16 protein-coding genes are annotated in these 14,111 nt (G+C 65.6%); 1 reads left to right on the top strand and 15 read right to left on the bottom strand.

Annotation, left to right across the window (positions count from 1 at the left end; translation table 11 throughout):
- Positions 1-100 precede the first annotated feature (100 nt).
- The 8 genes from ASD67_RS20055 to ASD67_RS20020 all read right to left on the bottom strand — a co-directional run bounded on the left by ASD67_RS20055 (position 101) and on the right by ASD67_RS20020 (position 6,527).
- Positions 101-799 carry an aspartate/glutamate racemase family protein gene (locus ASD67_RS20055; protein WP_056350888.1) on the bottom strand — a complete coding sequence of 233 codons (699 nt, stop codon included), beginning with the start codon at positions 797-799 and terminating at the stop codon, positions 101-103.
- A 164-nt stretch (positions 800-963) separates the two neighbouring features.
- Positions 964-2,445 (bottom strand): NAD(P)(+) transhydrogenase (Re/Si-specific) subunit beta, encoded by a 1,482-nt coding sequence (locus ASD67_RS20050; RefSeq protein ID WP_056352235.1) that lies wholly within the window; start codon positions 2,443-2,445, stop codon positions 964-966.
- 7 nt (positions 2,446-2,452) lie between these two features.
- On the bottom strand, positions 2,453-2,734 hold the full coding sequence (locus ASD67_RS20045) for a proton-translocating transhydrogenase family protein (RefSeq protein ID WP_056350886.1): 282 nt from the start codon (positions 2,732-2,734) through the stop codon (positions 2,453-2,455).
- 144 nt (positions 2,735-2,878) lie between these two features.
- On the bottom strand, positions 2,879-3,454 hold the full coding sequence (locus ASD67_RS20040) for a fasciclin domain-containing protein (RefSeq protein ID WP_200938074.1): 576 nt from the start codon (positions 3,452-3,454) through the stop codon (positions 2,879-2,881).
- 256 nt (positions 3,455-3,710) lie between these two features.
- Positions 3,711-4,340, bottom strand: a complete 630-nt coding sequence (locus tag ASD67_RS20035) for a fasciclin domain-containing protein (RefSeq protein WP_056350882.1) — start codon at positions 4,338-4,340, stop codon at positions 3,711-3,713.
- Between the two features lie 180 nt (positions 4,341-4,520).
- Positions 4,521-5,276 (bottom strand): hypothetical protein, encoded by a 756-nt coding sequence (locus tag ASD67_RS20030; protein ID WP_056350880.1) that lies wholly within the window; start codon positions 5,274-5,276, stop codon positions 4,521-4,523.
- Positions 5,276-6,397 carry an NAD(P) transhydrogenase subunit alpha gene (locus ASD67_RS20025; protein ID WP_056350878.1) on the bottom strand — a complete coding sequence of 374 codons (1,122 nt, stop codon included), beginning with the start codon at positions 6,395-6,397 and terminating at the stop codon, positions 5,276-5,278. The genes ASD67_RS20030 and ASD67_RS20025 overlap by 1 nt, the downstream gene beginning before the upstream one ends.
- Before the next feature lie 10 nt (positions 6,398-6,407).
- On the bottom strand, positions 6,408-6,527 hold the full coding sequence (locus ASD67_RS20020) for an aa3-type cytochrome c oxidase subunit IV (RefSeq protein WP_056350876.1): 120 nt from the start codon (positions 6,525-6,527) through the stop codon (positions 6,408-6,410).
- Positions 6,528-6,768: 241 nt separating this feature from the next.
- On the opposite strand from ASD67_RS20020, the gene ASD67_RS20015 reads away from it, so the two are divergent.
- Complete coding sequence (locus tag ASD67_RS20015) at positions 6,769-8,202, top strand: sigma-54-dependent transcriptional regulator (RefSeq protein WP_056350875.1); 1,434 nt, start codon at positions 6,769-6,771, stop codon at positions 8,200-8,202.
- 6 nt (positions 8,203-8,208) lie between these two features.
- Here ASD67_RS20015 and ASD67_RS20010 read toward each other — a convergent pair whose 3' ends face one another.
- From ASD67_RS20010 to ASD67_RS23820, 7 genes are all read right to left on the bottom strand, one after another.
- Positions 8,209-8,727, bottom strand: a complete 519-nt coding sequence (locus tag ASD67_RS20010; protein ID WP_235535754.1) for a host attachment family protein — start codon at positions 8,725-8,727, stop codon at positions 8,209-8,211.
- Complete coding sequence (folP, locus tag ASD67_RS20005) at positions 8,691-9,821, bottom strand: dihydropteroate synthase (RefSeq protein ID WP_056350870.1); 1,131 nt, start codon at positions 9,819-9,821, stop codon at positions 8,691-8,693. Before folP ends, ASD67_RS20010 begins: the two co-directional genes overlap by 37 nt.
- A 120-nt stretch (positions 9,822-9,941) precedes the next feature.
- On the bottom strand, positions 9,942-11,081 hold the full coding sequence (locus ASD67_RS20000; RefSeq protein WP_056350868.1) for a site-specific DNA-methyltransferase: 1,140 nt from the start codon (positions 11,079-11,081) through the stop codon (positions 9,942-9,944).
- Positions 11,082-11,413: 332 nt separating this feature from the next.
- Entirely contained in the window at positions 11,414-12,436 is a 1,023-nt protein-coding gene (locus ASD67_RS19995) for a DUF2804 domain-containing protein (protein ID WP_056352231.1), read from the bottom strand.
- A gap of 31 nt (positions 12,437-12,467) precedes the next feature.
- Positions 12,468-13,364: an oxidoreductase gene (locus ASD67_RS19990; protein WP_056350865.1), complete on the bottom strand. Its 897-nt coding sequence runs from the start codon at positions 13,362-13,364 to the stop codon at positions 12,468-12,470.
- 27 nt (positions 13,365-13,391) lie between these two features.
- Positions 13,392-13,955 (bottom strand): ribonuclease HII, encoded by a 564-nt coding sequence (locus ASD67_RS23230; RefSeq protein ID WP_056350863.1) that lies wholly within the window; start codon positions 13,953-13,955, stop codon positions 13,392-13,394.
- Positions 13,943-14,111 (bottom strand): VOC family protein (locus ASD67_RS23820; protein ID WP_327197044.1); only part of this gene is annotated, 169 nt, incomplete at its 5' end. The genes ASD67_RS23230 and ASD67_RS23820, both read right to left, overlap by 13 nt.

Genomic DNA, 14,111 nt, shown 5'->3' with positions numbered 1-14,111 from the left:
GACTTGATCCTCCCTGTCGCGCAGCGATGGGGAGGTGGCAGCGCGCAGCGCTGACGGAGGGGCNCCCCCCCCCCATGGCTTCGCCACAGGGAGGATTTGATCAGCCCTCATCCCCCAAAATCCAGTCGACCCCTGCCGCGACATGGATGCGCGTGGTGTCATAGACCGGCAGCACATTGGCGTCGGGATCGACGAGCATCACCAGTTCGGTGCTCGCCAGCACCAGCGCCTGGACATCCTGTTTCGCGATGTCGGTGATGAAGGTCTTCATCGTGCGGCGCGAATTTTCGGTGACCTTGCCCTGCATCAGCTCGTCATAGATGATGTTGTCGATCGCCTCGGCGCGTTCGGCATCATAGGGCGCGAGTGTCAGTCCGTAGCGCACCAGATTCTGGCGGAACCATGGCTCGGTCATCACATTGCGCGTGCCGATGACCGCCGCAGACTTGATTCCGTCAGCCTTTAATTTCTCGCCCGTCTCATCGACGATATGAATCAGCGGAATCGACACCGCGCCCGCGATATCCTCGGCGATCCGGTGCATCGAATTGGCCGCGATCATCAGCGCGGTCGCGCCCGCGGCCTGGAGCCGCAGCGCCGAGGAGATCAGCACGAACTTCGCATGGTCCCATTGCTCGGGCGTCGTCAGCCGCGACAGCTCGCAATAATTCAGGCTTTCGAGGAGGATCGGTGCCGAACAGGCGGTGCCGAGGCGCTTCTGCACGCCCTTGTTGAGGTGGCGGTAATAGAGCTCGGTCGATGCCCAGCTGATGCCGCCAATCAGGCCGATTTTGCGCATAAGGTCCCTTTAAAACACGTCGCCCCCGCGAAGGAGTGAAGGGTCGGATTGTCCCCCGGACAATCCTTGGACATGCTGGGGGCATGTCCAACCCTTAACTGGCCGCTATCGAGGCAGCGCGAGGCCGCCAGCGGCCCCTGCTTCGCAGGGGCGACGATTCGTGTCTAGTGCCCGCTACCGCTCAGCGCCTTGACGATGTCGTCGGCCATCTTCTTGGCATCGCCGAGCAGCATCATCGTCTGGTCCATATAGAAGACGTCGTTGTCGACGCCGGCATAGCCGACCCCGCCCATCGAACGCTTCACGAACAGCACCGTCTTGGCATTGGCGACATCGAGGATCGGCATGCCATAGATCGGCGACGTCTTGTCGGTCTTCGCCGCCGGGTTGGTCACGTCGTTCGCGCCGATGACGAAAGCGACGTCGCATTGCGCGAATTCGCCGTTGATGTCCTCGAGCTCGAAGACTTCGTCATAGGGCACATTCGCCTCGGCCAGCAGCACGTTCATATGGCCCGGCATGCGTCCCGCGACCGGATGGATCGCATATTTGACGTTGACGCCTTCCTTCTTGAGCTGGTCGCCCATCTCGCGCAGCGCGTGCTGCGCCTGCGCCACGGCCATGCCGTAGCCGGGGACGATGATGACATTCTCGGCCTGGCTCATCAGGAAGGCCGCATCCTCGGCGCTGCCCGGTTTCCACGGGCGCTGTTCCTTCGACCCGCCCGAGCTTGCTGCGGCATCGTCGCCGCCGAAACCGCCTGCGATCACGCTGATGAAGCTGCGGTTCATCGCGCGGCACATGATGTACGACAGGATCGCACCCGACGAGCCCACCAGCGCGCCGGTGATGATCATCGCGGTGTTGCCGAGCGTGAAGCCCATCGCCGCCGCGGCCCAACCCGAATAGCTGTTGAGCATCGACACCACGACCGGCATGTCGGCGCCGCCGATCGGGATGATCAGCAGGAAACCGATCGCGAAGCTGAGGCCGGTGATCGTCCAGAACACCCAGGGCGACTGGTCCTGCGTGAAATAGGCGGTCAGGCCGACGATCGCGGCGAGCGTGCCAAGGTTGATGATGTGCCGTCCCGGCAGCATGATCGGCGAACCCGACATATTGCCGTTGAGCTTGAGGAAGGCGATGACCGAGCCCGAGAAGGTGATCGCACCGATCGCGATGCCGAGCCCCATTTCGATGCGGCTGACGACATGGATCTGCCCCGCCGCATCGGCGATGCCGAACGCGAGCGGGTTGAGATAGGCCGCCGCCGCGACCGCGACCGCCGCCAGGCCGACAAGGCTGTGGAACGCCGCGACGAGCTGCGGCATCGCGGTCATCGCGATCCGGCGCGCCATGACGATACCGATGACGGCACCGATAGCGATCGCGACAAGGATTTCGATCAGGCTAACGCTGTCGAGCACGCCCGCCGCATCGACCGGCGCATGCGTCAGCAGCGTCGTGACGACCGCGATAAGCATGCCGGCCATGCCGAAACGGTTGCCGCTTTGCGCGGTCGCGGGGCTCGAAAGCCCGCGCAGCGCGAGGATGAAGAGCACGCCCGACACCAGATAGGCGACGGCGGCCCAGGGATTCACGGCGAGGCCGTGTTCGCCGGTCGCGGCGGAGAGGATCGAATGCATGTCCATCTCAGCGCGCCTTCTTCTTGTACATCGCCAGCATGCGCGCGGTGACCGCGAAGCCGCCGAAGATGTTGATGCTGGCCATCACGACCGCGGCGAGACCGAGCCATTTCGACGAGGCCGATCCCGCGGCGGCGCTGGCGATCAGCGCGCCGACGATGATCACCGACGAAATGGCGTTGGTCACGCTCATCAACGGCGTGTGCAGCGCCGGGGTCACCGACCAGACGACAAAATAACCGACGAAGCACGCCAGGACGAAAATCGAAAAAATACCGATGAAATCCACGGCGAGCTCCCCTGCTGATTCCGCGAGCGCACCTCTTGCCGCGCCGCCGCCACCCTGTCGACTCCTAAGACGCGCAAAAAGACGGGCCCGCAATCGCCGGGTGGCGGATTGCGGGCCCGTGCGGCAATTAAATGTCGCGGGCGATCAGCTCGCGGGGGTCGCTTCCGCCGGCGCCGCGGCATCGGCTGCGGGCGCTGCGGGCGGCGTGATCGTCGGGATCAGCACACCGTTCAGCACATGGACCATGCCGTTCGACTGCGCGACGTCAGAGCGGGTAATGTAGCCCGAGCTGCCCTGCGTGCCGTCGACCTTGATATTGCCCTGCACCTCGGTGAACGAGATCTCCTGGCCCGCGACGGTGGTCAGCTTCGCGGTGCCGCCACCGGCCTTGATCTTCTTGTACAGATCCTCGGCGGTGATCTGGCCGGGCACGACATGATAGGTCAGGACCTGCTCCAGCGCCCATTTGTTGGCGGGGGCCATCAGATAGTCGGTCATCGGCTGCGGAACCGCGGCGAAAGCGGCGTCGGTCGGCGCAAAGACGGTGTAGGGGCCGGCGCCGCCCAGCGTGTCGGCAAGTCCGGCGGCCGAAATCGCCTGCGCCAGCGTCGTCAGATCGGGGGTGTTGGCGGCGGCCTGCGCGACGGTCGTGTCGGGCGCGGCTTCGGCGGCCACTTCGTCGGCCCAGGCATGGGCAGGAACGGCAAGCGCGGTGGTCAAGGCAAGAAGGGGGGCAACAAGAAACTTGGCACGCAACATCAGACATTTCTCCGGATAAGGAAAGGACGGGGTCAAACCCTCGGCCCCATCCTAAGCAAGAACATTGTCATGAAAAGGCCATAATCGGCCATTTTCTATCAATTTTCCCACGAACCGTGCTTCGCTGGCGATAGGCCGCCAAGGGAAACAGGCCCGCGGCGCCGTCCAGACGGCATCGCGGGCCCGATTCGTCGGCATCGCGGTCGGCGCCTCAAGCCTACATCTTCGGCGTCAGCACCCCGTCGACGACATGGATCACCCCGTTCGACTGGTTGACGTCGGCCTGCGTCACCGTCGCCTTGCTGCCGTCGGCGCCGGTCAGGGTAATAACATTGCCCGCCATCGTCGCGGTCAGATCCTGCCCGTTGACGGTTTTGAGCACCGCCTTGCCGCCGCCGGCGGTAATCTTGGCGGCGAGATCGGCGGCGGTCAGCTTGCCGGCGACGACATGATATTTCAGCACGTCGGCAAGCACGCTTTTCTGCGCCGGACGCATCAGGCCGTCGAGCGTCGCCTTCGGCACCTTGGCAAAGGCGTCGTCGGTCGGCGCGAAGACGGTGAACGGACCCGCGCCCTTCAGCGTGTCGACCAGTCCGGCCTGCGTCACCGCGGCGACCAGCGTCTTGTGGATCGGCGAGGCGATCGCATTGTCGACGATCGTCTTGGTCGGGAACATTTCGGCGCCGCCGACCATCGGGTTGGTGCTCGGCGCCATGGTATCGGCGGGCACCGCGTCGCCTTCGGCGACGGTCGTGGTTTCGGTGGCGGGCGGCGCGTCGGTCTTGCTGCAAGCCGAAAGGCCAAGCGCGGCGACCATCGCAGCCGTCGTCAGATAGCTGATTTTCATGACATCATCTCCAGAGATCGGGGGGATGTCCCCTCTCCCTGCATGACTCCCACGGCGACAGGATCGTTCCAGCGGGCCGCTCGTTTGCGACGAATGGAGTGCGGGTCACCCGACGCGTGGCGGCACAAATAGCCCGGCTACGCTTGGCCTAGCAAGCGAAGCAAACCTTGCTGCCCGTGGTCAAGGGGCCGGCGCTACGAGTCCGCCGCGCACGAAGACCATCTTGTGCGGATCGCGGATCATGCGGATGTTCAATCGCCCGTCGGCCAAAAGGGCGAAGCCATATTCGCCGCCCACGAACTCCACCGTCTGCTCGCTCGCCATCGGCTCGATCTTCGGACCGTTAGTCAGGCAAGTATAGCTAAGGCCGATACAATAGGTCAGCCTGCCGCCGACATAACGCAGCGCATACATCGTCCAGGATTCAAGGTCGTCGACCTGTCCAGGGGTAAGGCGCGTCGCCGCAATCGGTCCGATAGGATAGATGTCATCGCGCTGGATATTGCCGTGATATTCGCTCCAGATCGTGGCGACGCTGCTCCGGAACCATGAATCGAGCACACCGTCCCGGTCGTAATCGATCAGGCAAACCGGCGCCTTGCCACCGCCGAAAAGGCCGGCGGTGACCGACAGACCCTGCTGACACGCGATGAAATAACTGCTCGTCGCAATGGACAGCGGCAGGCCCTTTTCGAGGACCGCCTTGGTTTTCGGAATGGCAACCGGCGCATCAAGCACGACCGCGCCTGCGGGCACGGCCTTGCCGACGAACCAGACGTCCTTCTTGTCTACCGTGTGCGTCCGCTCGGCGGGGTCCCCGGGGACCAGCAACGTATCAAATCCATAACGGATCGACCCGGCGTCGGCCTCTTTGGCATCCGCCGAAGACGTCGCAATTGCCAGCGCCAGTGTCGCGACGCACGCGTAGCGCCGCATCACCCCAGCAAACGCTCGTGCACCACCTTGCCGCCCTGCGTCAGCCGCACCGCGGTGCCGATTTCCTCGTCGAGCACCGGCTTGCCCGCTTCCTTGTCCCAGAAGGCCGAGAGGAAGTTGAAGAGGTTGCGGCTGAACAGCGCGCTGGTATCGGCGGGCATCAGCGCCGCGATATTCTTCGCGCCGATCACGGTGACACCGTGGATCTTCTTCGCCTCGCCCGAGACCGCACCCTCGACATTGCCGCCGCTTTCGGCCGCCATGTCGACGATCACGCTGCCGGCGCGCATCGTCGCGAGTTGCGCGTCCGAAATCAGCCGCGGCGCAGGGCGCCCCGGGATCAGCGCGGTGGTGATGACGATGTCCTGCTTGGCGATGTGCGACGAGACCAGCTCGGCCTGCGCCGCCTTATATTCGTCGGACATTTCGGTGGCATAGCCGCCCGCGCCCTCGCCCTCGATGCCGGCGACGGCCTCGACGAAGATCGGCTTGGCGCCGAGCGACATGATCTGTTCCTTGGTCGCCGAACGTACGTCGGTCGCGCTGACCTGCGCGCCCAGACGGCGCGCGGTGGCGATCGCTTGCAGCCCCGCCACGCCGACGCCCATCACGAACGCCTTGGCGGCGCTGACGGTGCCCGCGGCGGTCATCATCATCGGAAACGCACGGCCATAGGCGTTCGCCGCCATCAGGACCGCCTTATAGCCCGCGAGATTCGCCTGGCTGGACAGGATATCCATCGACTGCGCGCGCGTGATGCGCGGCATGAACTCCATCGCCAGCGCCTCGATGCCGAGCTTGGCATAGGCATCGACGCGCTCGCGCTCGCCGAACGGGTTGAGCCCCGCCGCCAGCCAGGCGCCGTCGGCCAGGCCCGTCAGCCCCTTGGGATCGGGTCCCTGGATGGCGAGGACGATGTTCGCGCCCTTCAGCACATCGGCGCGCGATCCGACCGTCGCGCCCGCGGCGCTATAATCGGCATCGGCGATCGACGCGCTGTCGCCCGCCCCCGATTCGACGGCAAGTTCCGCACCCAAGCCAATGAATTTCTTCACGGTTTCCGGAGTGGCGGCGACGCGGCTCTCGCCGGGGGCGAGTTCCTTCAGGACAGCGATACGCATGCCGGTCCGGTCAGGAGATCAGGAGGACGACGAGGACGACGACGATCGCGGTGATGATCGACCCGACCTTGAACAGGCTGATGAAACCCGAATAGGTGTCTTCCGCTGCCTTCATTTCCTGCTGTGCCATGGCTTTTTCCCCTTTGTCGCTGCCGGACGCCGAGCGGGCGCGCCGCGCCCGGCCCGGAATCGGCCTTCGCGCCGGTCTTAGCCATGCCTCCCGCGATGCTCAATAGATGGTTTCGCGATAAGTCGCCCACCGCAAAAGCCCGACGCGCTTAATCGCCCTTTTACCCCTTTCGCGTAGATCGGCGGTTCGACGCGGAACAGGTGGCAGAAAACTGCCGCCCAATGGGGGCATATTCACACCGATGGCAAGCGCGCGCGACACCCGAATGGTGATGATCGTCGACAGCGAAACGGCGCAACAGCGCTTCCTGTCGGCGCTTGTGTCGCGTGGCGGCTGGCGCAGCGTGATCGCCGGCGACACCGACACCGCGCTCGCCAAGCTCGGCACCCAGGAAGGCATGGCGCTCGACGCGGTGCTCGTCGACCAAGGCACGCCGGGCATGGATATGGCCGAATTCGTCGCCGAACTGCGCCGCTGGCGCCCCGCGCTGCCGCTGATCGTCATCACGATGCGCAACGGGGTCGAGGTCGCGGTCAGCGCGATGCGCGCCGGGGCAAGCGATTTTGTCCAGAAACCGATCGCCCCCGACCGCCTGCTCAACGCGCTCGACCGGATCACCGCGACCAGCGGCCCGCAGGGCGAACTCCGCCCGCTCACCGAAAAGCTGCGCGCGCCGCTCGCGTTCGAGGAGATCATCGGGTCGAGCCCCAATTTCCGCAGCGCGCTCGCGATCGCCGCCAAGGCGGCGCGCGCGCGCGTGCCGGTGATGATCAACGGCAAGCCCGGCACCGGCAAGGAAGTCTTTGCCCGCGCGATCCACAGCGCCAGCCCGCGCGCCCGCGGCGGACTGGTGATGGTCGATTGCTCGGCGGTGTCGCCGGGGCTGATCGGATCGGGGCTGTTCGGCCACGAACGCGGTGCCTTTCCGGGCGCCTTCGACCGCCAGGTCGGCCGCTTGGTGCAGGCCGACGCGGGCAGCATCATCATCGACCATGTCGAATGCATCCCGCTCGAGACGCAGGCGAAGCTGGTCGAATTCCTGAACACCGGCGAAGTCCAGATGATCGGCGGCAGCATCCGCCAGAGCGTCGATGTGCGCATCATCGCGACCAGCGCCAGCCCGCTCGACAAGCTGATCGAGGCCGGCCATTTCCGCGAAGACCTGTTCTATGCGCTATCGAGCGCGCAGTTCACCCTGCCCTCGCTCTCGGAACGCCGCGGCGACGTCGGTCCGCTCGCGCGCCATTTGCTCGCGCGCATCGGCGGCCTGCCGGGCATGGGACCGATCGGAGTCACCGACGACGCGCTGCGCCTGCTCGCCGCCTATGCTTGGCCGGGCAATGTCCGCCAGTTGCAGGACGTGCTGTTCCGCGCCGCGGTCGGCAGCACCACCGATGTGCTCACCAGCGCCGATTTCCAGGCGCTCGAGGCGACGCTCGCCGGCGGCAGCATGGTCGGCCAGGGCGATGTCGCGATCAACGGCGAAGCGATCGGCGTCACCCTCTACCTGCCCGACGGCAACCTCCGCCCGCTCGAGGAGATCGAGGCCGACGTGATCCGCCTCGCGATCGGCCACTATCGCGGCCGGATGAGCGAAGTCGCGCGAAGGCTGGGGATCGGCCGTTCGACGTTGTATCGCAAGCTCAGCGATCTCGGGATCGATACCGCCGCCTGAGGGACTTCAGGCCGCCGAAATCGCCTGTTCGATCTGCGCGGTGTCGGCGTTGGTCAATGTCTTGGCGATTTCACCAATCAGTCGTTTTTCCAGTTCGCCGTGATAATGGCCGCGCATGACTCCCAGAGTATGCGGATCGGCAACGATCAGCAATTTTTCGATATCATTGTCGAGCACACGCTTGTTGAGCAATGCCGCAACGCCCGCCGCGTGACCGCGTTCGTCCAGATCGCGGACCTCGGGGCTGGCGCCGCTGCGGTTGGAGGTTTCGACCTCGGGGCTCACAGCATCGACGAGGTTAATGATGGCGGCGTCGCCATCGTTGCGGAACAGGACAAACCGTTCGCCGTCTGCGACGGCTACATGCGCGCCATGGGGCAGCTGCATAAAAATCTCCTTGGGAATAACGCCGCCAGAACGGGGGAGCTTCCCAAAAGAGACGCACGGGAAGAGGATTGGGTTGCGCACGATGCGGCGCGCCGTGGCGCTCAGGCGGTCAGCGCGGCATCCCTGAGCCCGCGCCATATGCGCAGCGCCTGCCGGTTCTCGGCGATGTCGTGAACGCGCAGCAGTTGCGCGCCCTGCGTCGCCGCCTGATAATGCAGCGCCACCGTGCCGCCGAGCCGCTGGTCGGCGGGCGCTTCATTGTCGAGCGCGCCGATCATCCGCTTGCGGCTCGCGCCGAACAGGATTGGGCAGCCAAGGCTGTGAAACAGCGCGAGGCCGTTGATCAGCGCCAGATTGTCGCCGATCCCCTTGCCGAAACCGAGTCCCGGATCGACGATGATCTTCGCGGGGTCGACCCCCGCCGCGATGCACGCCGCGACGCGCTCGGCGAGCAGGTCATAGACGTCGAACAGGACATGATCGTAGCCGCCGCCTTCGTGCGGGTCGCTCTTCGCCGCGGGCGCGTGCATGAGCACGACCGGGCAGCCCGCCTTGACGACGACCTCCATCGCGCGGTCATCGTAACGCAGCGCCGACACATCGTTGACGATCGTGGCGCCGGCGGCCAGCGCCGCCTCCATCACCGCCGCCTTGCGCGTGTCGATCGACACCGCGACCCCGCCTTTCGCCAGTCCCGCGACGGTCGCCTGCACGCGCTCGATCTCGTCGCCTTCCCAGACGAGCGGCGCACCGGGCCGGGTCGACTCCCCGCCGACGTCGATGATCGCCGCGCCTGCCGACGCCATCGCGAAGCCCGCGTCGATCGCCGCGGCGCTGTCAACATGCTTGCCGCCGTCGGAAAAGCTGTCGGGGGTGATGTTGAGGATGCCCATCAACTGCGGCTCGTTCAGCCGCACGATCCGTTCGCCAAGCTGCAGCGCGCCGCGCGGGCGCAGCACGCCGGCGCGCTGTTTCGCCGCCATGTCGACGAGGTGATCAGGCATCGCCGCGACCCAATCAGCGAATTCGGGAACCGTGACGATCGCCGATTTGACGACGCCCCCATCGCGCAGGCTGATGTGCCAGGCGGCGAACCAGACCATGGAGTCGGCGACACGAAGGCAGGCGTCGTCGAGTTCATGCGGGCGGTCGACAAAGCAGGCCGGGCGGCAATAGAGCCGCGCATCGGATGATGCGTTGCCGAGGTCGGGCTTGGTCAGTGGTTGGAACATGCCTCTTCCCTATCCGTCATTGCGAGCGAAGCGAAGCAATCTCCAGCCATCGACGTTGCGCGACACCGATGGCTGGAGATTGCTTCGTCGCCTTCGGCTCCTCGCAATGACACCGTGATGCTACGCCTCGTTGGCCAGCAGCCAGTCCTGCCGCACCGCATCGATCACCCGCAATTGCTTGCCGTCGTCGACATGCCAGAAGGTCCAGCCGTTGCAACTCGGGGCGCCTTGGACCCCGGCGCCGACCTTGTGGATCGACCCCGCAGGCTGGCCGGCGCAATCGAGGCTGCCGTCGACGCGCACGGTCGCTTTCCAGCGGCGCTTGGTGTCGGTCAGCACCGACCCCGGCGCGATCAGGCCGCATTCAACCAACGTCCCGAACGCGACGCGCGTTGCCGCCTTGGGCGCCATCATTGTCTTCACCGCGCTCTCGTCGAGCGGCAGCGCCATTTCGATGCGCTCCTTCGCCGCGGCGATATAATCATCCTCGCGCTCGATCCCGATATAATGGCGGCCGAGACGCTTGGCGACCGCGCCCGTCGTGCCGGTGCCGAAAAAGGGGTCGAGGATCACGTCGCCTGGGTTCGAACAGGCGAGCAGGATGCGATAGAGCAAGGCTTCGGGCTTCTGGGTCGGATGGACCTTGTGCCCGCCCTTCTTCAGCCGCTCCTGCCCCGCGCAGATCGGGATCAGCCAGTCGCTGCGCATCTGCAATTCGTCGTTCAGCGTCTTCATCGCGCGATAGTTGAAGGTATATTTCGCCTTCTCGCCCATCGATGCCCAGATCAGCGTCTCGTGCGCGTTGGTGAAGCGCGTGCCCTTGAAATTGGGCATCGGGTTCGCCTTGCGCCACACGACGTCGTTGAGGATCCAGTACCCGCGATCCTGCAGCGCGGCGCCAACGCGGAAGATATTGTGATAGCTGCCGATCACCCAGATGCTGCCGCCGGGTTTCAGGATGCGCTTCGCTTCGGCGAGCCAGGCGTGGGTGAAACGATCATAGGTCGCGAGGCTGTCGAACTTGTCCCATTCGTCGTTGACCGCGTCGACCTGGCTGCCGTCGGGGCGATGCAGGTTGCCGCCGAGCTGGAGATTATACGGCGGGTCGGCGAAAATCATGTCGACCGACGCCGCGGGCAGGCTGCGCATCATCTCGACGCAATCGCCCTGCAGGATGCTGTCGAGCGGCAGGTCGACGGGCACCGTTTTTGCCGCGCGCTGCTTCACCGCGGGTGCCTTCACCCGTTCCATCACACCCATGTTTCGCCCCTGTCCCGCATTGAAAGAAGGCCCTGATGAGTCCGGCAGAGTCCGCCGTCAAGCCCGGGATTCTAGGGATTCCCGGTGTCATAAAGGTTAACGCCATGGGAACGAAACGAGTCCCACACACCATATGGAGTCTCGGCCGAATCGGAGACTCAACGGGTGGTGGTGTGGCGAAGAGGACTCAGTGCCGAAAAAAATATCAAATTCGATCCTCCCTGTGGCGNTATAGCGCAACGTCGCAGCCCCTCCACCACCGCTTCGCGGCGGTCCCCCTCCCCATCGCTACGCGACAGGGAGGATTGACGGGGCAACCTGGGCGCTGGCCGCTACCAGCGGTTCCAGACCTTCTCGGCGAAGCCCGGCAGGTCGCGAACGGTCATCGCGGTGCCGTCGTCGAGGATTACGCGCCCCGAAAACCAGCCGAAAACCTGGTCCTGCTCGGTCCGAACCATCCCGGCATCGACCTTGGCCCAGCGGTTGACGGCGGGAGCGAAGTCGATTTCGAACCGCCCGTCATTGCTCGAAAAGCGCCAGTTTCCGCTGTCGGGTGGGCCTTCGGGCATGTGGAATGTCACCTCGTCGAGCTTGTGCGCGCGGCCGTCGACGAAGAGCATATTCTCGCTCGCCGCCGAGGTGTCGCCGAAACCATAGCCGATGTTGAAACCGAAGCGCCGACCGTCGACCAGCCCCGATGCCGACCCCCAGTACCAGACATTGTCATAGGTCCAGACGCCGCGCCCCCAATCGAGCAGCGCAAACGCATTTTCAGACAGGAAATCATGGGATTCGTTGCCGATCTTCACGCTCCCTCGCGCCGGCATGCAGTTGATCTTCTGATTATAGTAAAAGGCATGCGGATCGTCGGCGAAGGGGGTCGCGATCACCATTCGGTCCATCGCGGGCTGATCGAGCCAGATCTCGCCCGACAATCCGCGTCCATCGGCGAAGCCCGGCGCGTGGACGGTCAGCCGGCGCCCTCCGGCCTCGTGTCGGAACGCCAGTTCCATCCCGTCCGTCGCCTGCACGATATCGCCGCGATCGGCGCTGGCCGGCAAGGCCATGCGCCCCATCGGTTCGGGGATCAGCACGCCATGATTGACGAAGTTCCCGGCCCGCAAATCCATCCACGACACCCCCAGAAAGCCGGCATAGGCGTTGTCCGCGACGGTCAGCGCCAGCGCCAGATCGGCGTTCATGACGCAATAATAGTCCCATTCCTTGATACGTACCGGCTCGGCGGCGATCGCGGCACGGTCGTACCGGCGCACCTCGTGCGCGGCATAGCCGGGATCGATCAGTCGTCCCGCATCATCGTGCAGCGGCCCTTCGCCCATCACATGCTGACCCATCGCACCCCCCATTCCATACGGTCTTTGCCGCCTATATCCCCGGATCGACCCCGGTCAGTTCCACTGACCGTTCCCACAATTCGCGCCCCAGCTTCGGATCGCGCGCGGTACGGGTCGCGCGGGCCGGGCCCGAGCGTCCCGATATCTCGCCCAGCCCCTGCGGCCCCAGATAATCCCCGCCCTGCACATGCGCGCCGGTCGCCGCCTGCAGGGTCGGCCAGGCGCCCTGCGCCGCGCTGTTGAAAAAGGGCGCCGCGAGCGGGGTCAATGTGCGCAGCGGCAGCGGCAGGTGCCGGGTCAACTCAGTCAGCGCGACCCCGGGATGACACCCGATCGCCTGCGTCGAGCGCCCCGCGGCGCTCAGCCGCCGGTCGAGTTCGAACATGTGGAGCAAATTCGCGAGCTTGCTCGCCTGATAGCGTTGCCAGTTGTGATAGCTGCGGCCCGCCGACAGGTCGCTGAAATCGACCTCGCCGCCCTTGTGCGCGATGCTGCCGGTGATGACGATGCGGTCGTCGACATGCGGATGGACGAGGCCGGTGAAGGCGAAGGTGCCGAGGTGGTTGACCCCGAACTGCAGCTCAAACCCCTGCCTGGTCAGCGTCTTGGGCGGGATCATCACCCCGGCATTGTTGACCAGCACGTCGATCCGCGGTCCCGCCAGCAGCGCTTTCGCCGCCTCGCGCACCTGGTCGAGGTCGGCGAGGTCGAGCGGCTGGAACGACAATTCGGCCGCCGGCACGTCGGCGCGGATGCGGTCCATCGCCGCCGCCGCCTTGCCCGCGTCGCGGCACGCGAGGATGACATGCGCGCCGCGCGCCGCCAGCACCCGCGACACCTCGAAACCCAGCCCGGCATTGGCACCGGTGACAAGGAAGTTTCGGCCCGTTTGCGCGCCGACGTCGTCGGCCGTGAAACCCTTGCTCATCGCCGTCTCCCCTTTACGGATATTCGGTCAGACCAGCTGCAATTGAGCGACCGGCGCAAAACTGGTCCGATGGAGCGGCGTGGGACCATGCTGACGCAGCGCCGCGAGATGACGGGCGGTACCATAACCCATGTTGGTTTCCCAGCCAAAGCCGGGGAAGTCGCGCGCCGCCGCGATCATGAAGCGGTCGCGATGCTCCTTGGCGATGATGCTCGCCGCCGAAATGCACGGATGCGTCGCGTCGCCGCCGATGATCGCGCGCGCGGTGTAGCGCCAGCGCGGCAGGCGGTTGCCGTCGACGAGCACCTCGGCGGGTTCGATCCCGAGCGCCTCGACCGCGCGGGTCATGGCGAGGAAGGTCGCCTGCAATATGTTGATCGCGTCGATCTCGGCGACGCTCGCCTCGCCGATGCCCCAGCGGCAGCGCGCCTTGATCTCGATCTCGAGTTCGGCGCGGCGTTTGGCGCTGAGTTTCTTGCTGTCGTCGAGCCCGGCGATGCCGCCGTCGCAAAGCAAGACCGCCGCCGCGACGACGGGACCGGCGAGCGGTCCGCGCCCGGCTTCGTCGACGCCGACGATCACACCCGCCATGGCGGATATCTCCGATATTCGCCCGCCTGGTACAGGCACAGCCGGTTCCCCGCCGGATCGCTCAGCCGCGCCTCGCGCCAGCCCCATTCCTCGTCGGCCGGCATCTGCTCGAACTGCACCCCACGCCGCGCCAGATAGGCGACCCACGCGTCGAGC

This window comes from Sphingopyxis sp. Root1497, assembly GCF_001427085.1.
Classification (GTDB): Bacteria; Pseudomonadota; Alphaproteobacteria; order Sphingomonadales; family Sphingomonadaceae; genus Sphingopyxis.
The sequence above is the reverse complement of the archived record's forward strand: the minus strand, read 5'-3'. Positions and strand labels throughout refer to the sequence as shown.

What these genes read in the sequence shown, in the direction of transcription:
- ASD67_RS20055 (WP_056350888.1), bottom strand. Translation starts at nt 799, where the DNA reads ATGCGCAAAATCGGCCTGATTGGCGGCATCAGCTGGGCATCGACCGAG.
- ASD67_RS20050 (WP_056352235.1), bottom strand. Translation starts at nt 2,445, where the DNA reads ATGCATTCGATCCTCTCCGCCGCGACCGGCGAACACGGCCTCGCCGTG.
- ASD67_RS20035 (WP_056350882.1), bottom strand. Translation starts at nt 4,340, where the DNA reads ATGAAAATCAGCTATCTGACGACGGCTGCGATGGTCGCCGCGCTTGGC.
- ASD67_RS20030 (WP_056350880.1), bottom strand. Translation starts at nt 5,276, where the DNA reads ATGCGGCGCTACGCGTGCGTCGCGACACTGGCGCTGGCAATTGCGACG.
- ASD67_RS20025 (WP_056350878.1), bottom strand. Translation starts at nt 6,397, where the DNA reads ATGCGTATCGCTGTCCTGAAGGAACTCGCCCCCGGCGAGAGCCGCGTC.
- ASD67_RS20020 (WP_056350876.1), bottom strand. Translation starts at nt 6,527, where the DNA reads ATGGCACAGCAGGAAATGAAGGCAGCGGAAGACACCTATTCGGGTTTC.
- ASD67_RS20015 (WP_056350875.1), top strand. Translation starts at nt 6,769, where the DNA reads ATGGCAAGCGCGCGCGACACCCGAATGGTGATGATCGTCGACAGCGAA.
- ASD67_RS20010 (WP_235535754.1), bottom strand. Translation starts at nt 8,727, where the DNA reads ATGGCGCGGGCTCAGGGATGCCGCGCTGACCGCCTGAGCGCCACGGCG.
- folP (WP_056350870.1), bottom strand. Translation starts at nt 9,821, where the DNA reads ATGTTCCAACCACTGACCAAGCCCGACCTCGGCAACGCATCATCCGAT.
- ASD67_RS20000 (WP_056350868.1), bottom strand. Translation starts at nt 11,081, where the DNA reads ATGGGTGTGATGGAACGGGTGAAGGCACCCGCGGTGAAGCAGCGCGCG.
- ASD67_RS19995 (WP_056352231.1), bottom strand. Translation starts at nt 12,436, where the DNA reads ATGGGTCAGCATGTGATGGGCGAAGGGCCGCTGCACGATGATGCGGGA.
- ASD67_RS19990 (WP_056350865.1), bottom strand. Translation starts at nt 13,364, where the DNA reads ATGAGCAAGGGTTTCACGGCCGACGACGTCGGCGCGCAAACGGGCCGA.
- ASD67_RS23230 (WP_056350863.1), bottom strand. Translation starts at nt 13,955, where the DNA reads ATGGCGGGTGTGATCGTCGGCGTCGACGAAGCCGGGCGCGGACCGCTC.